The organism is Desulfonatronum lacustre DSM 10312 (assembly GCF_000519265.1).
In the GTDB taxonomy this organism is placed as follows: domain Bacteria; phylum Desulfobacterota; class Desulfovibrionia; order Desulfovibrionales; family Desulfonatronaceae; genus Desulfonatronum; species Desulfonatronum lacustre.
Window position 1 is genome coordinate 1,760,065 of record NZ_KI912608.1, and the last position, 21,996, is coordinate 1,782,060.

Annotated in this window: 10 protein-coding genes; all 10 read right to left on the reverse strand. The window is 59.1% G+C overall.

Annotated elements, in window-relative coordinates; all coding sequences use genetic code 11:
- Nucleotides 1-22: 22 nt before the first annotated feature.
- Nucleotides 23-1,675 (reverse strand): sensor histidine kinase, encoded by a 1,653-nt coding sequence (locus DESLA_RS0108280; protein WP_028572091.1) that lies wholly within the window; start codon nt 1,673-1,675, stop codon nt 23-25.
- Nucleotides 1,668-5,411, reverse strand: coding sequence for a chemotaxis protein CheB (locus DESLA_RS19490; protein WP_084031969.1), 3,744 nt, complete (start codon nt 5,409-5,411; stop codon nt 1,668-1,670). Before DESLA_RS19490 ends, DESLA_RS0108280 begins: the two co-directional genes overlap by 8 nt.
- Before the next feature lie 136 nt (nt 5,412-5,547).
- Nucleotides 5,548-8,187, reverse strand: a complete 2,640-nt coding sequence (locus DESLA_RS21650) for a sensor histidine kinase (RefSeq protein ID WP_051434509.1) — start codon at nt 8,185-8,187, stop codon at nt 5,548-5,550.
- On the reverse strand, nt 8,184-10,574 hold the full coding sequence (locus DESLA_RS21655) for a PAS domain S-box protein (RefSeq protein ID WP_051434510.1): 2,391 nt from the start codon (nt 10,572-10,574) through the stop codon (nt 8,184-8,186). Before DESLA_RS21655 ends, DESLA_RS21650 begins: the two co-directional genes overlap by 4 nt.
- A 91-nt stretch (nt 10,575-10,665) precedes the next feature.
- Nucleotides 10,666-11,169, reverse strand: coding sequence for a chemotaxis protein CheW (locus DESLA_RS0108300; protein WP_028572092.1), 504 nt, complete (start codon nt 11,167-11,169; stop codon nt 10,666-10,668).
- Between the two features lie 235 nt (nt 11,170-11,404).
- Nucleotides 11,405-13,438 carry a methyl-accepting chemotaxis protein gene (locus DESLA_RS0108305; protein ID WP_028572093.1) on the reverse strand — a complete coding sequence of 678 codons (2,034 nt, stop codon included), beginning with the start codon at nt 13,436-13,438 and terminating at the stop codon, nt 11,405-11,407.
- Between the two features lie 31 nt (nt 13,439-13,469).
- Nucleotides 13,470-16,337: an ATP-binding protein gene (locus DESLA_RS23300; protein WP_051434511.1), complete on the reverse strand. Its 2,868-nt coding sequence runs from the start codon at nt 16,335-16,337 to the stop codon at nt 13,470-13,472.
- Nucleotides 16,330-17,379 (reverse strand): uroporphyrinogen decarboxylase family protein, encoded by a 1,050-nt coding sequence (locus tag DESLA_RS0108315; protein ID WP_028572094.1) that lies wholly within the window; start codon nt 17,377-17,379, stop codon nt 16,330-16,332. Before DESLA_RS0108315 ends, DESLA_RS23300 begins: the two co-directional genes overlap by 8 nt.
- Entirely contained in the window at nt 17,376-18,008 is a 633-nt protein-coding gene (locus tag DESLA_RS0108320) for a cobalamin B12-binding domain-containing protein (protein ID WP_028572095.1), read from the reverse strand. Before DESLA_RS0108320 ends, DESLA_RS0108315 begins: the two co-directional genes overlap by 4 nt.
- Nucleotides 18,009-18,016: 8 nt before the next feature.
- Nucleotides 18,017-21,796 (reverse strand): response regulator, encoded by a 3,780-nt coding sequence (locus DESLA_RS21665; RefSeq protein ID WP_028572096.1) that lies wholly within the window; start codon nt 21,794-21,796, stop codon nt 18,017-18,019.
- Between the last annotated feature and the right edge of the window lie 200 nt (nt 21,797-21,996).

Here is a 21,996-nt window from a genome sequence, read left to right on the forward strand (position 1 = left end):
GTTGGTTCAGGGTTCAGCTCCCTCAGGCCTCCGGCAACGTGAAATACACCGTCGTACCGTGGCCGGGGAGGCTTTCCAGCCGGATTCGGCCTCCGTGCTTTTCGATAAACTGCTTGCACAGCACAAGCCCCAGGCCGGTTCCCTTTTCGCCATCCGTTCCCAGCTGTCGTTTTCCTTTTTCCAGGGTGAAAATGGAGGACAGCACCTGCTCGCTCATACCTATGCCGTTGTCCTGAATCGCCATGGTCACTTTCCGGTCCGCTAGCCGGGCCGTGATGGCGATCTCGCCTCGGCGGGGGGTAAACTTGACGGCATTGAAGAGAACGTTCCGGATCACGGTCTTGATCATGGGCTGATCAACCAGAACGGTCAGCCCCGGAGGAATGTCCACGCGAAGGGAAATTTCCTTGCCCTTGGCCAGATCCTTGGCCGTGGACAACCCCATGTGCAGCAGGTTGTCCAGGCTGGTCGGCGTGGGTTCGAAATCGATCCCTCCCTGGCTCATCCGAGCCCATTGCAGCAGGTCTTCCAGGAGGTTGAAGGTGTTTCGGGCGTTCTTGTGCAGGGCGGTGGCAAGGAACCCGAAATCCCGCTCGGAAAAGATCTCCGGTTCCCGGGCCAGCATTTCCGTCGAGACCAAGAGGCCGGACATGGGGGATTTCAGGTCATGGGCAATGATGGCGAAGAGCATGTCTTTTTCCGCAATCGCCTGCTGCAATTGTTCATTGATCTGTACGATTTCTTGTTCCGCCAGTTTGCGTTGGGTAATGTCGCGCACCGCGGCAACCCTCAGGGTTTCATCCCGGGTTATGAAATCTCGCGCTTCCAGCTCGGCGTAAAAAACCTCTCCGCTCTTTTTGACGGCCCGGACCGTGTAGGGCCGGGCATACTCCTTGACGATGTTGGACCTGACAATGTCCCGATCCTCCTCATGAATGAGCAGCTCCAGGATGTTCACCCCCAAAAGTTCATCCCGTTCATAGCCGAACAACCTGCTCAACGAGGGATTCAAGTCCCTGGCCACTCCATTTTTGTGGATGACGATCCCTTCCAGGGTCACATCGGAGAGCAACCGGTAGCGCTCCTCACTTTCGCGGCGCGCCGCCTCAGCCCGGACCTGCTCACTGATGTCGGTGAGGATGAGCAGCAGATGCCGCCGGGCGTCATGAGCCGGCTGGTCCTGGCTTTCCTTTTCCATTCTCCCGACGCACCGCACGGTTGGACCGCCGTTTTGGCCATGCAGCCGGAAATCCAAATGCTTTCCCTGGGGATTCTTGAAAAAGGCCTTGAACCGTCCATAAAAAGCCGAGCGTTCCGTGGGATCAATACAGTCGGCCAGGGCCTTTCCGGACAGGTACGCGGGCTCCCGCCCGACCATCCCGGCAAAGGTCTCATTGGTCTGGACGATGATCCCGGTTTCATCAATGGTCAAATACCCGACCGGCGCATCGTTAAAGAGCCTGGCGTATCTATCCCTGACCAGTTCCAACTGCTTCTGGGTTTCGCGCAATTCCTCGTTTTGGATTTCCAGTTCGATCTGATGAACCTGATAATCATGGATCAAGTCCTTGATCTCCGGCCCGGAGAGCTTGTCAACCGGCTGGGATGCCTTTTCCAGGCGCGCCTCAGCCTGGGTGCGCAAACGTCGCAGCCTTTCGTCAAAACCATCACGCATGTTCCTTTCCCCCGACGAGTTGGGTCTTCTCACCCTCGAGTCTTTTGCGCTCCGTAATCTCAAAGGCGCTCTCCAGCCTGACCATCCTGCCGTCCGTCCACTGAATGGCCCTGTCAAAGCAGTGGTACCATTTTCCCGTCTTCTCGTTGAAAAACTCCCAGGAGTGAACCCCGGTCGGACTGCCCTGGGCGTCCAGAAGCTTATGGTTGGTGCAGAAATCACAGGGTCCTTGTTGATCATCCTGGAGGACGCTCCAACACTTTCTACCGATCGCGTCGCCGAAATCCCCTTGACCGTACCTGTTGATGAACAGAATCTCGTGGGTCTCCATGTCCGCGACGTAGATCAGGGCATTGATGCTGTCCAAAACCGTCACCAACCGTTGCTGCGCGGACCGGGCCTGTTCTTCCGCCAGTTTGCGATCCGTGATGTCCGCGAAGATGCAGGCAAATTGACGCGGAGCAGGTCGGAAAGCCGAGACCTGGAAATACTTGTCCAATTCCTTGGTATAATTTTCAAATGTAACCGACTCCCCGGTCTTGGCCACCTGTCCATAGGTCTCGATCCAGTGCTTTTCCGTGGCCGGAAGAACGTCACGGACAGTCCTGCCGACAATCTGTTCGCCCTTGAGCCCGGTCATTTTCTCAAAGGCGGGGTTCACGGCAAGAAATCGATAGTCCACGGGATCACCCAGAGGGTCGCGGATGATCTCATGCACCGCGAAGCCGTTGAGCATTTTGTTGAACAAGGTTTGGTAATCCTGCTCCGCCTTGCGCTTTTCCGTGATGTCTTCAAATGTTGCATAGACCTGAAAGGGTGTTGCTTCGCCGGGCTGAAAAAGCGGCGTCGCGGTAATGACCAGCCAGATGTGCGCGTTCTTGTCCGGGTGAAAGACGCCCCGGATCACGGGCCCCAGCTTTTGCCCCGTGCGCAGGGCGATCATGGCCGGATGATCCGTCCCCGGCACCTCGTCGCCGTCCTCAAGAATCATTCGCCAGCGCGGATCCATGGACGTCTTGCCCAGCATCTGTTCCAGGGTCAGGCCAAGAATCTGCTCGGCCGCGGGATTGGCTGAGATAATCGCGCCATCCACGGAGTGATAGACCACCCCCTGGGACATGGTTTCAAAGAGCCGGCGATGCTTGGCTTCGCTGGATCGCAGAGCGTCTTCGGCCTCCTTGATTTTGGTGATGTCCACAAAGGAGATCAGCGTTCCGGAAATAACCTCCGGGCCCACGACATAGGGAATGACCCGCATCAGATGCCACCGCCCACCCCCGGCGCGAACCTCGTGCTCTTCCAGCCTGCCGTGGCCTTGCACCGCCTCGATGATCCGCACCGGATCGACTTCCTCCAGGTTATGGGAAATGTGGGTCAGCGGGCGCCCGATGTCGCTCTCCAAAATTTTAAAAATATTGGAAATTTTGGGTGAAAACCGTCGGATTTCCATGTTCTCGTCCAGCAGGAGCTGTCCGATCTGGCTGGCACTCAGCAGGTTGTCGACATCATTATGCAATTCGCTCAGTTCCATGATCTTGGACTGGTATTCGGAATTCACCGTATACAGCTCTTCGTTGGTGGACTGCAGCTCCTCATTGGTGGACTGCAATTCCTCATTGCTCGCCAGCAGCTCTTCATTGGTGGCCTGCAGCTCCTCGTTGGACGTCTCCAATTCTTCCACCGTGGCCTGGAGGTTTTCCCGGGTGAATTGCAGTTCCTGCTCCAGATCGCTGATGCGCTGTTCGGCCTCGTGAGAGACGTCATAGGTCTGTGTGGTCTGCGCCGCATCCGGGGTGGCCGGCTTTCTGACCTCGTTCAGAAAAACGGCCACCAGTGGCTCCTGGCCTTTTATTTGGGGCAAAGGCTTGATGCGCAAATCCACCATCCTGAATCCATCCTGGTGGCGCAGCCTGATGTTCGAAAAGCGCAACGCCTCCTGCTTGCGAAAAACCTTTTGAATGCCCGTGGACAAGGGAATGGCCAGATCCTTGGCCGCCATCTTGGAAATATCCGTGGACAGCCTGCCCGAGGGCAGCTTGAAGTAGCCTTCGGTCTCGCCGATAATATGCAAGACCTCCATCTGCTCATTCACGATAACGGCCAGGTGATCCAGGTCTTCGCTGAGCGCCTCGATGAACCGTTCCAGAACACGGTCCTCGCCGCGCTGATCCCGACGCACACCGGCAAAAGGCCTTCCGGCTTCCCGATAGTTGCGGCTCGGAACCTGGGGGAGTTCACTGGAATCCTTGATGTGCCTGAGTCGCCCCCGGGTCCGATACACTTTGCGCTTTTGATCCACATTTTCAAAATAGTCGCCCATGTCGCCGATGGTCTCGCTGGTGCCCAAAACCAGCAATCCACGCAGGTTGAGAGAAAAATTGAAAAACTCGAAAACCTTGCGCTGCAAGACCGGCTGAAAATAGATGAGCAGATTGCGGCAGGAGATCAGATCAATATTGGTAAAGGGAGGATCCTTGATCAGGTTGTGCTGGGCAAAGACGACCATTTCCCGAATCTCCCGGGAAATCTGATAACTGTCCTTCCTCTTGTAGAAATACTTGATCATCAGGTCTTCCGGAACATCCGCGACAATGCTTTCCGGGTAGACGCCGTTGGCCGCGAACTGCACGGCGTTGCGGTCGATGTCCGTGGCGAATATCTTCAATTCACGGTTCACTCCGGACTCCAGCATGTATTCCTTGGCCAGGATGGCCAGGGTATACGCCTCCTCGCCCGTGGAACACCCGGCGACCCAGAACCTGCTTTCCCGATTCGCGGCCCTGTCCAGGACGTCGGGCAAACACTCCTGCCGCACAAAGTCGAAAACATCCCGGTCCCGAAAAAAGCGGGTCACGCCGATGAGCAGTTCCCGGAACAAAGTGGCCGCCTCGGCAGGATAACTCTGCATATAGGCCACATATTCCTTGATTTCGTCGATCCGGTTGATGGACATCCGCCGTTCGATCCGCCGGGTCACCGTGCTGGGCTTGTAATAGGTGAAATCCACCTTGAACTTCTCACGCAGGATGGAAAAAATGCGCGCCAGGGCGTCCTCGTCGCTGATCACGGTTTCGGAGCGCTCCGCCTTCACCACAAAGGGGTGCTTGGCATAGGACAGCAGGCGTTCGGGCATCTCGTCCGGCGGCAGGATAAAATCCACTAGGCCGGTGGAAACGGCCGCCCTGGGCATGCTGTCGAACTTGGCCGAATCTTCGCTTTGCACCATGGCCATGCCGCCGAATTCCTTGATGACCCGGACCCCGCGCATCCCGTCGCTGCCTGATCCCGAAAGAATCACGGCCACGGCCTTTTCCCCCTGATCCTCGGCCAGAGAGCGCAGGAAAATGTCAATGGGCAGGTTGATGATTCCCCGGACGTGCTCCTGGTCATTCAAGAGCAGCTTGCCATGAAAAATGGTCAGGTTTTTCTTGGGCGGGATCAAATAGACATTGTTGGGCAGAACCACCATCCCGTCCTCAGCCCGGTGGACCGGCATCGCGGTTTTCTTGGACAGGATTTCCACCATCAGGCTCTTGTAATCCGGTGAAAGGTGCTGGATGACCACGAAGGCCAGCCCGCTGTCCGGGGCCATGCCGGTAAAAAAGGACTCAATGGCCTCCAACCCGCCCGCGGACGCCCCCACCGCGACATACAGGGAAGGAACCGCGGAGGCCGGAGTGGGAGGCGATTGGCCTGAGTTTTTTTTTTTGGATGGAGTGGAATGTTTCCTGGGCATATCAGTACCTCTGTTGAGAGGGTTTACGGTTATTGTTGGTTCACGGTTCACGGTTCAGTGGTTCACGGTTCTTTGGTTGGTTGAAAAGGGTTCTGAAATCCTTTCAGGGAGATTGAACAACAACATCTCACGACAACTACAGGCCGTCCGAAAGATTGGAGGGCACCTTGAAGGGCAGAACGACATGCACGGCGGTGCCTTGGCCGACGGTGCTTTCAACATGGATGTTGCCGTTCATCAGTTCCACCAATCGACGCACGATGGCCAGGCCCAGTCCCGCGCCCTGGTACGAGCGGGTGTAGGAGCCGTCCGCCTGGACAAAGGGCTTGAACATGTCGTCCAGTTTCTCCTCCGGGATGCCGATGCCCGTGTCCGTGACCGAGAATGACACACGGATTCCCTGCCCCTCGGGCGTGAAGAGAGACGTCATCTGTATCCGTACGGAGCCTTTGTCGGTGAATTTCAGGGCGTTGCCCACCAAATTGAACAACACCTGTCGGCTCCGGGCCTCGTCTCCGATCAGCTTGGCGGGGATGGCCGGATCAATGTCGCATTTCAGTTCGAGTCCCTTGTCCCTGGCCATGACCGTGAACAGGTCCGTGACCGATTGACCAAGCTCGCTGACTTCGAATTCGGCTTCGTAGAGCGCCATCATCCCTGCCTCGACCCGGGACAGGTCCAGGATATCCGAGAGCAGGCGGGTCAACCTGTTGACCGAGGTGACGGCCAATTGGACGTATTTGCCCTGATTGGGGTCCAGATCCGTGGTTTCCAGGAGCTGCATCATGCCCATGATCCCGTTCAGCGGGGTGCGGATTTCGTGGGACATATTGGCCAGAAACGCGGATTTAGCCTGGTTGGCCGCATCGGCCTGCTCCTTGGCCGCCAGCAATGCCGCTTCGGCCTGCTTGCGGTCGGTGATGTCCGAAAAAATGGAAGCGAACTGACCGGTTGTCGGGCTGAATGCCGTAACCACGAAATGCTTTTGAAGTTCAGCGGCATAATTGTCAAAGACCGCAGGCTCCCCGGTCAAGGCCACCCTCCCGAAGATCTCGATCCAGGATCGCTCCGTGCCTGGAAGGACTTCCAGCACGGTTTTGCCGATGAGGTCCTCTCCACGCAGCCCGGTGGCCCTTTCGAAAGCAGGGTTTACGGCCAGAAACCGATAGTCCGTCGGCTCACCGGACTCGTTGCAGATGATTTCATGCAGGGCAAACCCGTCCAGCATTTCGCGAAACAGCGTCTGGTATTGTTCCTCCGCCCATTTCCGATCAGATATGTCCTCAAAAATGGCATAAACTTGAAATGGTTTTGATGTATCCGGCAGGAACAAAGGAATAGCGGTTATCGTCAACCAAATATGGACATTTTTTTCTGAATGAAACACCCCCCGCGTCACCGGTCCCGCGGTTTCACCCGTTCTCAGGGCGATCATGGCCGGGTGATCCGAGCCCACGACTTCTGAACCGTCTTCCAGGATCATCCTCCAGCGCGGATCCATTGACGTCTTTCCGCTCATTTGGTCGAACGTGAGCCCAAGAATCTTCTCGGCGGCCGGATTGGCGGAAATGATTGCGCCGTCGGCCGCATGATAAACCACCCCCTGGGTCATGGTTTCGAACAGTCGGCGATACTTTTCCTCGCTTTTCCGCAACTTCTCCTCAACACGCTTGCGCACTGCCAGTACGGACAAGAGCGCCGCAATGCACACGCCCATGAAGGCGATCACCGCCGATACGAGCCAGATCAACGCCTTGTGCCGGGCATAGAAAGTCTCGGGCAGGTTGATCACGATAGCGCCAGCGGGCAGATCCGCCACTTTCACGCCGAACCGCCGCATCTGCTGGTAATCGAACATGGGCATGTTCGGACTTTCCATGATCACCGGCAGGTGGTCCGGGTGCCGGCCGGCAAGGAGCTGGGCCGCCAGTTCCCCGGCCGCTCGGCCCTGCTCACGGGCACTGACCAGAAACCCACCCAGAGCGCCCAGCCCCATGTCGAAATCCCAGAAAGTCAGCACCGGCGCCGGGGATTCACGAGAAATAATATGCATGCTTTCCGACACGGAAAGATAGCCGCCCCGGCCATCCAGGAGGTTGTTCAACCGCAGGACAAGGCTGTTCCGGGGCAAGGCCCGCAGCACCTCCGGAGCCTCCTGGCCCGTCAGGTCCAGCAGCTCCCGCAAGTCCACCCGGGAGGCGAACTGGTCTGTCACGGCCCGGTACAGTCCCAGATTGGCCCGGCCCACGGCGGAATGCTCGTCCACCAGGGCAAAGATATGGCTGGTTTTGGGAAAGAGCCGCAGCGCCAGCTCCAGGTTCCGGGCGATGCTGATTTCCTCGTTGACCCCGGTAATGTTGGACTGCCCGGCAATACGCTCCGGGGTAAAGCTGTTGACCCCGGCAAAGACCACGGGCACGCGGGGAAACAGTGCCGCACGGACCCGGAACAGGAAATCCAGGGCGTCGTCGTCCGAGACAATAAGCAAATCCTGGGGCTTGCCACGGTACTTCCGCCAGAGAAAGGAGGTCACCCACTGTTGATATGCCTCCCCCGCATTCCGCCGCAGATCCAAATGCTCGATAGCCAGGTCCACATGCTCCATGCCCCCCAAAACATCCCGCACCCCCTGGACAATGCCGTCGTTCCAGGCATCTCCATGATGGTAGGAGGTGATCAGCAGCACCTGCTTGTGCTGCATGGCGGCCTGGGCAGCCGGGGACATCGCCAACCCGCAGCAGATCGCCGCAAGAACGCCAATAAGGACGCGGATCATAATCGACCTCCTCGCGTCACCCTCTCCAGCACCCTCGCCAAATCCTCCATCCTCACCGGCTTGGCCAAATAATCATCCATCCCCTCGACCAAAAACTTCTCCCGATCCCCGGACATGGCGTAGGCGGTCAGGGCGATGATGGGGATTCGTCGGGAAGGCTGAGGGCTGAAACCTGCAACCTGAAGGGGAAATGTGCTCTCTCCAGCTTCCGGCCCCTGACTCCTGACTTCTGACTCCTGACTCCTGATCATTTTCGTCGCATCCACCCCGTCCATCACCGGCATCTGAATATCCATCAGGATGCAGTCAAAGGATTGGGCTTGGAACAGTTCCACGGCATCATGGCCGTTTTCAGCCAGGGTGACGGTATGGCCGGCTTTTTCCAGCAATTTGCGGATGGGCAGGGCGTTGGAGGGGTCGTCTTCGGCCAGGAGGATGCGCAGGGAACGGGCTGGGTGGGCTGGGGGCGGGTCACACTGATGCGTGGTCGGCTTCAAGGCGTCCGGCAGTTTGAAGGGCAGGACCACATGCATGGTGGTGCCCTGCCCGGTGATGCTTTCCACGGCAATATTCCCGTTCATCAGGTCCACGATCCGCTTGACGATGGCCAGGCCCAGGCCCGCGCCCTGGTAGGAGCGGGTGTAGGAGCCGTCCACCTGGACAAAGGGCTTGAACAAGCCCGCCAGCTTGTCATCCGGGATGCCGACGCCCGTATCCGTGATCAAGCACATCAGCCGGATATCGCCGCCCTTGGCCGGAGAAAGACTTGTCACCTCGAGCCGCACGGTACCGTTGTCCGTGAACTTCAGGGCATTGCCCACCAGGTTGAACAGGACCTGCCGGATCCGGGTCTCGTCGCCGATGATGCCGTCAGGGACGGTGGGATCAACGACACACTCCAGGGCAATCCCCTTGTCTCTGGCTGGAATGGAGAACAGGTCCGCAATGGAATCGCAGACATCCCGGGCCCGGAATGCCGCTTCTCCCAGGACCAGCATTCCCGCCTCAACCCTGGAAAGGTCCAGAATATCCGAGAGCAGACGGGTCAGGCGGTTGCCCGAGGTGACAGCCAGATCGACTTGCTCGGCCTGCTCGGGATCGAGAGAAGTGGTCCGCAAGAGCTGCATCATGCCCATGATCCCGTTCAACGGCGTCCGGATTTCGTGGGACATGTTGGCCAGGAACGCGGATTTGGCCTTGTTGGCCGCCTCGGCCTGCTCCTTGGCCTGGGCCAGGGCCGATTGCGCTCGCTTCCGTTCGGTGATGTCCCGGGTTGCAGACAGAGCGTACGTTTGGCCATGCAACTGGATCCGGACGGTGACGACCTCCACCGGAATTTCCGTGCCGTCCTTATGCAGATCCAACCCTTCAAAGGACGATATGATCAATTCCTCGTGGATGGTGTAACCTGCCCGGCCGCGGACCGAGGGTGCCTGGATGTCCGGCAACTTCATTTTCAGCAATTCTTCCCGTGTGTAACCCAAAAGCCGACACGCCGCATCGTTGGCGTCGTACAGGCTGTCGTCCAAGCGCCATATGGTGAGCGGATCAGGGTTTTCCTTGAAAAGAACATAAAAGCGTTCCTCGCTCTCCCGTAGCTCCTGCTCGGCCCGTTTGCGCTCGGTCACATCCAGGACAGCGCCGACAAGGCCGGTAACAACCCCGTGCTCGTCGGTCAGGGCAGCCTTGTGAAAGATGACGTCCCGCACTTCGCCCCGGGCATTTTCCACCTTGGAGTCGTAAACCTGGGTTCCAGGGTTCTCGAACAGCTCCAGATCCTTGGCATGGTAGATTTGCGCAAGAGCAGGCGGGTTGATGTCGAAAACGGATTTGCCGATCAGGGCCTCCCTGCTCGTTCCGAAAAAATCCTCAAACGACTTGTTGAACCCTTGATAGCGCCCCTCCCTGCCCTTGTGGAACACGGCGATCGGGACGGTCTCCAGGAGCGAATTCAGGAAGTTGGCGTTGCTCAAGGCCCTGGCCTCGGCCTGTTTCCGCTCCGTAACATCCATTGTAAACCCCTGATAGGCAACGACCCGGCCATCCTCATCCCGCACCGCGCGGGCATTCCTGGACACCCAGAAAACCGTGCCGTCCCGTCGCCGCATCCGGCATTCCTGATTGACCACCTCCCCGGTGCTCTCCAACTGTCGCACAAAATTATCCCGATCTTCCGAATCGACATAGAGCTGCCTGGCGATATCCGTGAAGGATTCAATGACGGCCCGCGGGGACTCGTAGCCATACATCCGGGCAAAGGCCGGATTGACGGAGAGGAACCGCCCCTCGGGCGTGGAGGTGAAAATGCCGATGGGGGCGTGATCCAGGATGTCCTGAGGCGAAAAACCCGGACGGATGGCGGTATCAGTGGATGGCGTTGGCGGCATGATCGGCTCCCATCGGGAAACAAGAGTGTAGAGGACAGGAGCGACCGGCAGGTCGCCCCTGATAAGTGTTTTTGTATGCCCGGAGATTGTCCTACGCCGCAAGCGCCTCCTTGTCCCCGGTATTCATGACCACGGACAGTTCCTCGGCGGAAAAGACCTTGTCGATGTTCAGGATGATGATGAAATCCTCACCCTGTTTGCCCATGCCTTCGATGAACTCGGAATTGATCCGGGCGCCCAGCCGGGGGGCCGGCTCGATCTGATCCGGCTCCAGGTCGAAGACCTCCTGAACCGAATCGGCCAAGGCCCCCAGAACCGTGGCCTCCCCGTCCAGTTCCACCTCGCTGATGATAATGCAGGTGTTCACCGTGGGCTCGGTCCGGCTCATGCCGAACTTCAGCCGCATGTCCACCACGGGCACGGCCCGCCCCCGCACATTGATCACACCGCGCAGAAACTCCGGCGTCCGGGGCACACGGGTGATCTCCGTGTACTCCAGCACCTCCCGGACCTTGGCGATGTCCATGGCGTAGAGTTCCTTGTCCAGGGTAAAGGTCAGGTATTGTCGGAGTGTCGTACTCAATTTGTCATCCATGTTTCCTCCGGAAAGGATGAAAGGGTTCAGCGGTTCAGCGGAGATGGAATCACGAGACGCGGTAGGGGCGGACCTATGTGTCCGCCCTTGCGGGTGGCCGACCGTTCCTGCATTGTTCAATAATTATGTGATGCCTGACCGCCCGTGCAAATATCGTCCATGCGATCTATCGCGTTAATCCGGATGGGACGCACACACAGGTGCGCCCCTACAAATTACCCCGTGAACCTCTCACTCAGAACTTCTCAAACTCATCATCCCCACCCATATCCAGGGCCAGGCCGCCTTGGTTCTGCGTTTTCGCCGGGACGGCCTTGCGGGCCGGGACCATGAGGTTGCCGGGTTGGGGCTTGCGCTGCTGTTGTTTCCTCGACCCTGATCCGGACCCACTCATCTTGAAGAAGGCCATGGTGGCCTGGAGTTCCTCGGCCTGGCTGGAGAGTTCCTCGGAAGTGGAGGCCATTTCTTCGGCTGCCGAGGCGTTTTGCTGGATGACCTGGTCCAGTTGCTGGATGGCCTTGTTGATCTGCTCCACGCCGATGCTCTGCTCCCGGCTGGCGGCGTTGATCTCCTGGATCAATTCCGCGGTACGCTGGATATCCGGAACGATCTTGACCAGCATTTCCCCGGCCTGCTCGGCCACCTGCACGCTGGACCTGGACAGTTCGCTGATCTCCGTGGCCGCGGAGCCGCTGCGCTCGGCCAGCTTGCGCACTTCGGCGGCCACGACCGCGAAGCCCTTGCCCGCGTCTCCGGCCCGGGCCGCCTCAATGGCCGCGTTCAGGGCCAGCAAATTGGTCTGCCGGGCGATTTCCTCGATGATGGATATCTTTTCCGCGATCTGCTTCATGGCCGTCACGGTCTGGGACACGGCCTGCCCGCCTTCCTGGGCGTCCTTGGCCGCCTGCAGGGCGATCTTCTCGGTCTGGGCCGCGTTATCCGCGTTCTGACGGATGTTCGCGGTCATCTCTTCCATGCTCGAAGAGACCTCTTCCACAGCCGCGGCCTGCTCCGTGGCCCCCTGGGACATCTGCTCGGCCGAAGCTGAAAGCTGCTCGCTGCCCGACGCCACGTTCTCCGAAGCCGCCTTCACCTCGCCAACGATCTCCCGGAGCTTGGCCTGCATGTCCTGCATGGCCCTGCCCAGGACACCGATCTCGTCCTTCTGATCCACGTCCAGATGAGCGTCCAGATCGCCTTCGGAAAGGTCTTCGGAGAACCGCACCCCCTTGTTCACGGGTCGGGTGATGGCCATGGTCAGCAGGGTGCCCAGGGCCAGGGCCAGAATCACGCCAATGACGATCCCGGCAATGGCCACAATCTGGGCCATGGCCGCGTCGGCCGCGGCCTCAACCACGGCCTCACCGGCGATATCCTCGTTGATGTGCACAAGCTGATCGAGCATTTCCATGACATCCCGGGCCTCCGCGTAGATTGGCCCCATGACCAGGGTGTTGCTCCGATCCCGCAGGGCGTTGACCTCTTCGGCCATTTCAATCAACTGGTGAAAGAACCGGAAGACTTCCTCGGCCGCGGGCTGCAGCACGTACTGGAACAAGCGTTGTGCCTCGGTCAGATTGCCGGTCCGGACAGCCTGTTGGAGCTGGCCCACAGTCTGGTGAAAGCGGTTATGCGGGGCCTGCATCTCCCGGAGAATGCTGACCAGTTGCGGATTTTCAAAGCGCACCTCGCTCAGCCAGCGCCCGAAATTACAGGCCGTGGGATCATCCCCGCCGGAAAACTCCTCCTGGTCAAAAATGCTGTTGGCCGCCCGCACCTCGACCTGATAGTGGTCACCCCGAAACAGCTGTAAATTTTCCATCAGATTGCCGGGATCGAGAATCCCCAGGGCATGAAATTCCCGCATCAGCTCCAGCCATTCGGTATTCCGCGCCTCCCAGTCGGCCAGTTCCCGTTCGATCTGCGCCGTAAGCCGGTCCTCCTCGGCCGTGGCCGGAAGGGTCTTGAAATACTCCCACTTCCTGTGCAATTCCGCCCGGGCCTCATTAAAATGCCCGAGTTGGCGCTGCCGCTGCTCCATGTCCAAGAACTCGACCATCAGCGTGCGCTGGGCGACCAGCATTTCCTCGATGGCCAGTTCCACTTCCAGCAACGATTCAATGCTCGGCAAACGAACCTGCCCGATTTCATTGACATGCCCCCCCAGCTTCCGCGCCTCCCACCAGCCAAACGCCCCCACCACGAACACGATCAGGGCCACGGCGACAAACCCGCCGACCAGTTTCACACCCAGTTTGATGTTCTTCATCGGTCTTCTCCTTCGGTTGAGATTGTCGCCGCTAGCCAATCGCCGCTTTCACTCGTACAAACCGGTCCTCCAACTCGTCCATCCATTCCCGAACCGCCTTCAGGTCCTCGGCCATGGCCGCGAGTTCCATCGCCTCGGCAAGGTTTCCCAAGGCCTCCGCGCCGGTATTCGCGGCCATGCCCTTGATGGTGTGCGCCGCCATGCGGACCGCGGGGGCGTCGCCAGCGTCCAGGGCCGCCTGAAGTTCCTGGATGCGTTGGGGCATGTTGTCCAGAAACAACTTCAGCACATCCCGAACCAGGTCCTCATCCCCCATGCACCGATCCAGAAACGCGCCGCGGTCGAACACGGGCAGGGCCACATCCTCCTCTGTCCGCTCCCTCGCCTCCCGCTCGCAACTTCCTTCTTTCTCCTCCTGACTTCTGACTCCTGACTCCTGACTTCTCTCTCTTCCCAGCCACCTCCCCAGCACCCGGGCCAACTCTTCCGGATTCACCGGCTTGGCCACGAAATCATCCATCCCGGCCTCAAAGCACTGCTCCCGATCCCGCGGCAGAACCCCGGCGGTCATGGCGATGATGGGGATTCTGGAATGCTGGGATGCTGGAATTTTGGAATATATTGACGCTGAAGTACCGGTATCCGTGCTGAGGATTTCAATTCCAGCATCCCAGCATTCCAGAATCCCTGCATCATTCTCTAATCTTCTGATCTCCCTTGTCGCGGCAAGCCCATCCATCTCCGGCATCTGCACATCCATGAGCACCAAATCGTAGGGAATGGTTTGCAGGGCGTGGAGGGCTTCGCGGCCGTTGGATACGATATCGGCATGCAGGCCCAATTTCTTGAGCATGCCCAGGGCCACCTGCTGGTTCACGAGGTTGTCCTCGGCCAGGAGGATGCGCGCGATGGTGCGGCCGAAATGAAGAGGTTCGCATGGGACAGGGTGGAGACCTTCGTCGTCAAAGCACCCCTTGTCTTCTTGATTTGCCAGGTCCAAGCAGACCGTGAACCAGAAGGTGGAGCCCTGGCCGGCCACGCTGTGGACGCCGATCCGGCCGCCCATCATTTCCACCAGTTGCCGGGATATGGCCAACCCCAGACCGGTCCCCCCGAATCGACGGGTTATGGAAGCATCAACCTGGCTGAACTTGTCAAAGAGTTGATCGATATTGCCCTCGGGGATGCCGATGCCGGTGTCCCGGACAGTGAAGCGGAGCTTCACTGTCCGGGGTTCACGGTCGAAGGGTTCACGGTTCAACGGTTCACGGTTCACGGTTGGGGCCGTGGTGGTGTCGGGAGAGGGTGCATTGGGCGCGACGCCGCCGGGCGCACCGCGGTGCGCCCCTGCATCAGCACCGTCAACCGCCGTTTCTTCAACCGCTGAACCGTTGAACCGTGAACCGTGAACCCCTTCCCCGACCTCTTCAACCCTCACCACGACCTCGCCCTGCTCCGTAAACTTCACCGCGTTGCCCACCAGATTGATCAATATCTGGCGCAAGCGTCCGGGGTCTCCACGGAGGTGGGTGGGGACGTCCGGGGCTATGGTCCAGATCAGTTTCAGATTCTTTTCATCCGCCCTGACGGTCATCATACCCATGAAGCCCTTGAGCATGGCCTCCAGGTCAAAATGGATGTTCTCGATATCCAGCCGACCGGCTTCGATTTTCGAAAAGTCCAGGATATCGTTGATGATCGTCAACAAAGCTTCAGCACTGGCTTGCACGATTTGAGCGTAGCGGCGCTGCTCGTCGGTCAGATCCGTATCCATGAGCAGTCCGGTCATCCCGATCACCCCGTTCATGGGGGTTCGGATCTCGTGGCTCATATTGGCCAGGAATTCGCTTTTGGCCTGATTCGCGACCTCGGCCATTTTTTGCAATTTCGCCATTTCTTCGGCTTTTTGCCTCAATTCCTCGTGGATGCGCGCGTTGTTGAGGGCAAGACCGAAGATGTCCACCAGCAGGATGAGCAATTGCTCGTATCGGTCCTTATGCTCAGGAAATTGCAGACACTCGCACTGCACGCCGCACAGTATCCGGCCTTGATGAACAATCGGGATGGAAAAACCTCTCAGGGAGTCGTTCCAGTAACGCTGATGAGGAGTGGGCTGCATTTCCACGGTCATCTGATCCGGGGCCAGCAACCGCACTCGACGCGGTGCAAACAGCATTTCCAGGATAGCCACGATTTTCTTCCTGGTGTCCTCCTCGTTAAGCGACTGGGTCAGCTCCCTGATCATATCCATGACCATGAGATACTCGCTGGTCGATCGCTTGCTGCGCGCATGCTCCTTGGCCGCTTTTTCCAGCTTCCACCGGTCCAGCTCCTGCCCAATGCAGGATTTCAGGTAGTCCAGGCCGACAGGAAGAACCACCGCGGGCAGGCCGACGTATCCGGCAAACGCATGGAGTCGCGCCTTGTCTTCGGGCCTTCCGAACGTGTCCAACAGCACGACTTCCCTTGCTGATTCCTGGAACATCATCCGGGCTGTCGGCGCGTCCGCCTTCCAGTCCCGCATCACCTGCTCCCAGTTTGCAAGCCAGCCGGCGGAGACCGTGAACGCTCCGTGGGCCTGAAGATGCGCCAGGAGTTTCGGGGGGATGATCAGCTCAAGGCACTGCCCGTGGGCACGTGTCCGGAGATGGGGATACGGCTCGGTCAACCCGGCGGTCAGGGCCCCAGGCCTTCCAAGTAAAAGTATGCCGCGCCCGGCTGCTTCGAAATCCAGGCCGCATTCAGCGAGCAGTTCAGGAAGCGTGGGCGTGACCGGCTTGTGACAGAAGCACGGCACGACGTGGGTCTGAAAAAGTGGTGGAGCGTCGAGGGCGTTCAGCACCGCGGCGACTTCCTCGGAGAGGTTGGCGCAGCAAATCAGATGCAGGGTATCAATCATGGATGTCCAATCGGATGGGGTACTGGCCCCACTTCCGGGTCGCTTCCCCAATGGCATGCAACACATCGTCCGGAACCTGGAAGGGAATTTCTCCGTGATTCTCCGCGAGGAGAAAACCACCGCCCGCAGCGGCCTTTGCGACGGCCCGGCGCACGTTGCGCTCAGCCTTGGCCGGATCCCATCCGCGCATGGCCAAGCCATTGAGATTGCCGAGAATGCTTGCCTTTCCGGCGAAGGCCGACTTTGTTTCAGCCAGGTCTTCCTCGTTGCTGACGCCAACCACTGCCGCGCCGGTCCGGGACACGAGGTCCGCGATGGGCAGGCAACGCCCTGAAGCAAAATGGATGGCCACCGGCCCTTTGATGGCCGCCAGCATTCGCTTGGCGCACGGAAATCCGGTTTCCAGATATTTTGTTCTGGGAACCATTGTCGGTGAAGACATCGGATCGAAATAGCAAATCGCGGTGGCGCCGGCGTCCAATTGGGCATTGGCCCACTCGACGCAGAAGGCCTCGTTCAGAAGCAGCAACCGTTCGAATTCCAACGGCCGCTCATGCAGCAAATCCAGGTAGGGAGCAAAGCCCATCTGCATGACCGGCAGGGAAAAAGGAGACATGACAACCCCGATGATCGGCACGGTGTCGCCAACCTGTGCCTTGAGCCCGGCGATGGCGTCCAGAACCTTGCGCAGGCATGGCGTGTTCCGGACATCGGGTGCGGACAATTGCCTGATTCTTTCCGGTGAGCCGATCAGGGGCTGCCCCGAGTTGGGAGGGCCGTCATCACGGTAGATGACTTCGCCGCCCCAAGCCTCCACCTCAACCGCGGCGTAGAAAAACGTGTACAGGCAGTCGTGTTTGAATTTCTCCCGGAGCCGCAACTGGCCTTCAACCACATTCCTCGCGGTGTTGAAATATTCCCGGATTCCCAATCCCATCTCTTTGGCGCCGTGCATTGTGAGCAATAAAAACAGGGGGACGCGATCCGGTTCCCGGTGTGAGAGGGCCGTCAGCACCCGCTGCATGGATGTCATGGGGCTCATGAACGACCTCCGAGTAGGGTGGTTAATACCTGAATGGACTCCCTGGCATTGCCGGCGGTGGCATCCGCGCCGACCTCTTTCCAGAGCTGCTTGTCCAGACGATACGGCGCGCCGCCCACCAAGAGCTTTCCCCTGAACCCCAGCTCCTGAAGACGCTTTTTCAAGTCCTTGACGGCCAGAGCCGAGGGAAGCATCAACGTGGACACCAGCAACGCATCAAGTTCATGGTCAACCGCGTCCGTGGCCAACGGGTCGATCTCCATGCGACCCCAGTCATCAATGTCGAATCCCGCAAGGCGCAACGACGAGAGAACAATCCGCTTGCCCAGCATGTGGTGATCGTTGAGCACGGCGATGGCGCAACGCCCCGGAATTTTCGCCGCGCCTTCTTTGTGGGCCATCACGCCCGCCATCAGTTCCTCGCAGATTTTCCCGCTCATATAGACCTGGGAAAGCGCCGCCTCACCGGTCTCCCACTCCTTGCCGATGATTTCCAGGGCCTGCACCACGGTGGATTCAACATCACCCGCCGAAAGGCCCATGGCCTGGGCGCGGGCCAAAACTTCCCGGGCCGCCTGCTTGTCCACAGCCAGCAAGGCCTCCGTAAAATCCTTCACAAAAGTGGACATCTTTCCCCCTATACCAACACCATGCGCAATTCCTCAAATCCTTCCACCAACGCTCCCATCCTCGCCGCAACCGCATCCAAGTCCCTCCCTTCGGCCGCGTCTTCCATTTCCTTGGCCAGTGCCCGCAGGGCCTCCGCGCTCAGATTGGCGGCCATGCCCTTGATGGTATGGGCCTGCATACGGGCGGCTTGGGCGTCGGCGGCATCCAGGGCCGTCTGGAGTTCCCGGATGTGCCGGGGCATGTTTTCCAGGGACAACTTCAGCACATCCCGAACCAGGTCCTCATCCCCCATGCAACGATCCAGAAACGCGACGCGGTCGAACACGGGCGGAGCCGCGCCCTCCCCTGTCCGTTCCTTTGCCTCCCGCTCGCCACCCCCTTCTTTCCCCTCCCGACTTCTGACTCCTGACTCCTGACTTCTCTCTCTTCCCAGCCACCTTCCCAGCACCCGGGCCAATTCATCCGGGTTCACCGGCTTGGCCACGAAATCATCCATACCGGCCTCGAAACACAGCTCCCGATCCTCCGGCATGGCCCCGGCGGTCATGGCGATCACCGGCGTTCGCCGGGAGGGATGAGGGCTGAAACCTGAGGCCTGAGGATCGGAACTCTGTCCTTTGTCTTCCGACTCCTGACTTCTGACTCCTGACTCCTGAATTCTTATCCTTCTCGTCGCCTCCAACCCATCCATCTCCGGCATCATCACGTCCATGAGCACCAGGTCGTAGGGGGTGGTTTGCAGGGCGTGGAGGGCGTGGAGGCCGTTGGAAACGGTATCGACATGAAGGCCGAATTTCCTGAGCATGCCCAGGGCCACCTGTTGGTTCACGGGGTTGTCCTCGACCACGAGGACCCGGCCGATGAAACGCGGACAGGCTGCCTGGCGGCGCTGGATTTCCCGCGCCAAATGGCGGGTGATGATCGGCTTGGAGGCAGATCGCTCTCCCGTGTCGGCCATGACCAGGGCCAGAGTGTCGTACATCTCGGATTGGCGCACCGGTTTGTTCAGGTAGGCGGCAAAGCCCAGGTCCGCGAACAGGCGGGCATCACCGGGCCGCCCCAGAGACGTGAGCATGACCAGAGGGATGGGCCGAAACCGTGGATCGGCCTTGAGCAGCCGCCCCAGACTCCCGCCGTCCATGCCCGGCATCTGAAAGTCCACAATGGCCAGATCGTATGGATCGGCCCGGTCATGGGCCTCAGCCGCGGCCCGCAGGGCCTCTTCCCCGCCCTCGACGGCCTGGGGCCGCATCCCCCAGGCCGTAAACTGCTTCATAAGGATTTCCCGGTTGGTGGCGTTATCGTCCACCACGAGAACATGCAGCCCCGTCAGATTCTCCACGGCCTCGGGCAGAGCCTCGTCCGTCGCCTCTTGAACACCGAACCGGGCCGTGAACCAGAACTCCGAACCCTGACCCGGCATGCTGCTCAACCCTATTTCTCCGCCCATCATTTCCACCAATTGCCTGGAAATGGCCAATCCCAGCCCGGTGCCCCCGAACTTCCTGGTAATGGACGCATCCACTTGGCTAAACTTGTCGAAAAGCAGATCGATCTTGTCCTTGGGGATGCCGATGCCGGTGTCCCGGACCGTGAAGCGCAGCTTCACGGTCCGGGGTTCAGGGTTCATCGGTTCACGGTCCAAGGGTTCACGGTTCACGGTTGGATACGTGGTAGGGTCGGGGTGTGTTGCGTTTGGCGTGACATCGTTGGGCGAAAGATTTTTCGCCCCTACGCCACCATCCGGTATTCCATCAGTCATTTCATCAATTCCAGCATCCCAGCATTCCAGCATTCCAGCATTTCCTTCCTGCCTCTCCACCATCACCACAACTTCCCCCCTCTCCGTAAACTTCACCGCATTTCCGATCAGGTTCGTCAAAATCTGGCGCAGTCTTCCGGGGTCGCCGCGAAGAAGGGTGGGGGCGTCGGGATGGATGGAGGAGATGAATTCCAGGCCTTTCTCGTGGGCTCGCAGAGCCATGACGGAAGCGATGTCGTCCATCAGGTTTTGCAAGTCGAAGTCCAGCAGCTCCATGCTGACCCGCCCGGCCTCAATCTTGGAATAATCCAAAATGTCGTTGATCAGGCTCAGAAGGGCCGCGCCGCTGGTCTGGATGGTTTCGGTATAGCGGCGCTGCTCTTCGGTCAGACCTGTATCCAAAAGCAGTTCGGTCATGCCGATCACGCCGTTCATCGGGGTGCGAATCTCGTGGCTCATATTGGCCAGAAATTCGCTTTTGGCCCGAGTAGCCGCCTCCGCCTTGATCAGGGCCGCGTCCAGTTCCTGATTCTTCAGTTCCATCTCATCGACCATCTGGTGCAATTTATCCTCGGCCTGCTTGCGGGCAATGACTTCCCAGGTCACGTCGGCCAAAAATATCAAGGCGTCCAAATCCTCCCGGGTGTAGTCCACGGGCTTGTTGCCCACGCCCATGATGGCCGCCACCGCATCATGGCGCATCACGGGAACGACCATTTCCCGAACCACCTCGGCATGGCCGTCCGGCAACCCTTTCTTGTGCGGCAGGGAGGCGTAGTCGTTGTGGACCACTCCCTTGCGCTCCCGGACGCACTCCACCCAGACCCCGGCCCGGTCGATGTCGTAGTGCAGACCTTGGCCAGGCGCATTGCAGAAACGTTCCTTCGTCGCCGTGGACCACTGCTGCAAGGACAGGGTCTTTTGATTCGGTTCCACGAAATGCAGGAAACTGATGGAGCTGTTCAGAAACCGTTCAACTTCGTCCAGTGCCTTGACCATCAATTCGGCCAATGTGTGATCGAAGGAAGAGGATACCAGCCTGAGCCGGATTTCCGTTTGCTGTTCGATCCGTTTGCGACTGGTGATGTCTTCCTTCACCGCGATGTAGTGGGTGGTCCGACCCCGCTCGTCGAAGATCGGCGAGATGGAAGCGGATTCCCAATAGACTTCGCCGTTTTTCCGGATGTTCTTGAACTCGCCGCGCCACTCCTTGCCCGAAGTCAGAGCCTCCCACATTCCCCGATATTCCTCCGGACTCTTGTCCGAAGACTTCAACACCCTCGGGTTCTGGCCGATCACCTCCTCCAAAGCGTAGCCCGTAACTTTGGAGAACGCCGGATTGACGTACTCGATCGTGCCTTCCAGGTCGGTCAGGACGATGCTGGCGGGACTTTGCTCCACGGCCCTGGACAACATACGGAACCGTTCCTCGGCCCGCTTGCGGTCGGTGATGTCATGAACCATGCCGATGGATCGAATGATGCTTCCGGTAACACCGCGTTCGTGAACACAACGCTCTTGGACATGGCGAACCTCGCCTGTATCTTTGCGAACAACCCGGTGTTCGATCTCGTAACTATCCCTTCCTTCCCGCAACGATCCTGAATAAGCTTCGTCCACGGCCGCCCGATCGTCAGGGTGCACGAAATCAAGAAAGGCTTCATAGGTGGCTGCAAACTCCTGGGGCTCGCAGCCGAATATGCGGTAGACTTCGTCCGACCAAGTCAATTGGGTGGTGTTCAAATCAAGCGTCCAACTGCCGAGTTGGGCGAGGCGCTGCGACCTGCTCAGCAACGCCTCACTCTCCCGAAGCCGCATATCGCTCCGGCGCAACAGCCGCCCACCGATCCTCAGGCCCGCCAAGCCCAGGACGCCAAGCAGCAGATGCGTCAGAACCAGCGCGGCATGGCCGCCGTGAGGCCAATTCCAGGCCAGGGAGGCCGCCAGCACGGCGAGCCAGATGATCGCTGCCGTCAGGGCCAGCCGGTTCAAGGTCAAAGAGGAAAGTATAGCTTGCGGATTCATGTCGTTGTCCCTTGATCTTTGAAATGGGCTCTCACGTGACGGATAAAGGCGGTTTGAGAGTCGCCCCCGCGAATGAACATCGACGAAAGGAGAAAGGCGCCGACATGGTCCGCGCCGAGAGAGGAAGACGGAGAGGAAGAGGGAGGCATGGCGGGCCTGCTCCGCGTTTGAGACGGCCAAACCGATCGAAAAGATCGGGA

Excerpts from the sequence above, each read along its gene's own strand:
- DESLA_RS0108280 (WP_028572091.1), bottom strand. The coding sequence starts at position 1,675 with ATGCGTGATGGTTTTGACGAAAGGCTGCGACGTTTGCGCACCCAGGCT.
- DESLA_RS19490 (WP_084031969.1), bottom strand. The coding sequence starts at position 5,411 with ATGCCCAGGAAACATTCCACTCCATCCAAAAAAAAAAACTCAGGCCAA.
- DESLA_RS21650 (WP_051434509.1), bottom strand. The coding sequence starts at position 8,187 with ATGATCCGCGTCCTTATTGGCGTTCTTGCGGCGATCTGCTGCGGGTTG.
- DESLA_RS21655 (WP_051434510.1), bottom strand. The coding sequence starts at position 10,574 with ATGCCGCCAACGCCATCCACTGATACCGCCATCCGTCCGGGTTTTTCG.
- DESLA_RS0108300 (WP_028572092.1), bottom strand. The coding sequence starts at position 11,169 with ATGGATGACAAATTGAGTACGACACTCCGACAATACCTGACCTTTACC.
- DESLA_RS0108305 (WP_028572093.1), bottom strand. The coding sequence starts at position 13,438 with ATGAAGAACATCAAACTGGGTGTGAAACTGGTCGGCGGGTTTGTCGCC.
- DESLA_RS23300 (WP_051434511.1), bottom strand. The coding sequence starts at position 16,337 with ATGATTGATACCCTGCATCTGATTTGCTGCGCCAACCTCTCCGAGGAA.
- DESLA_RS0108315 (WP_028572094.1), bottom strand. The coding sequence starts at position 17,379 with ATGAGCCCCATGACATCCATGCAGCGGGTGCTGACGGCCCTCTCACAC.
- DESLA_RS0108320 (WP_028572095.1), bottom strand. The coding sequence starts at position 18,008 with ATGTCCACTTTTGTGAAGGATTTTACGGAGGCCTTGCTGGCTGTGGAC.
- DESLA_RS21665 (WP_028572096.1), bottom strand. The coding sequence starts at position 21,796 with ATGAATCCGCAAGCTATACTTTCCTCTTTGACCTTGAACCGGCTGGCC.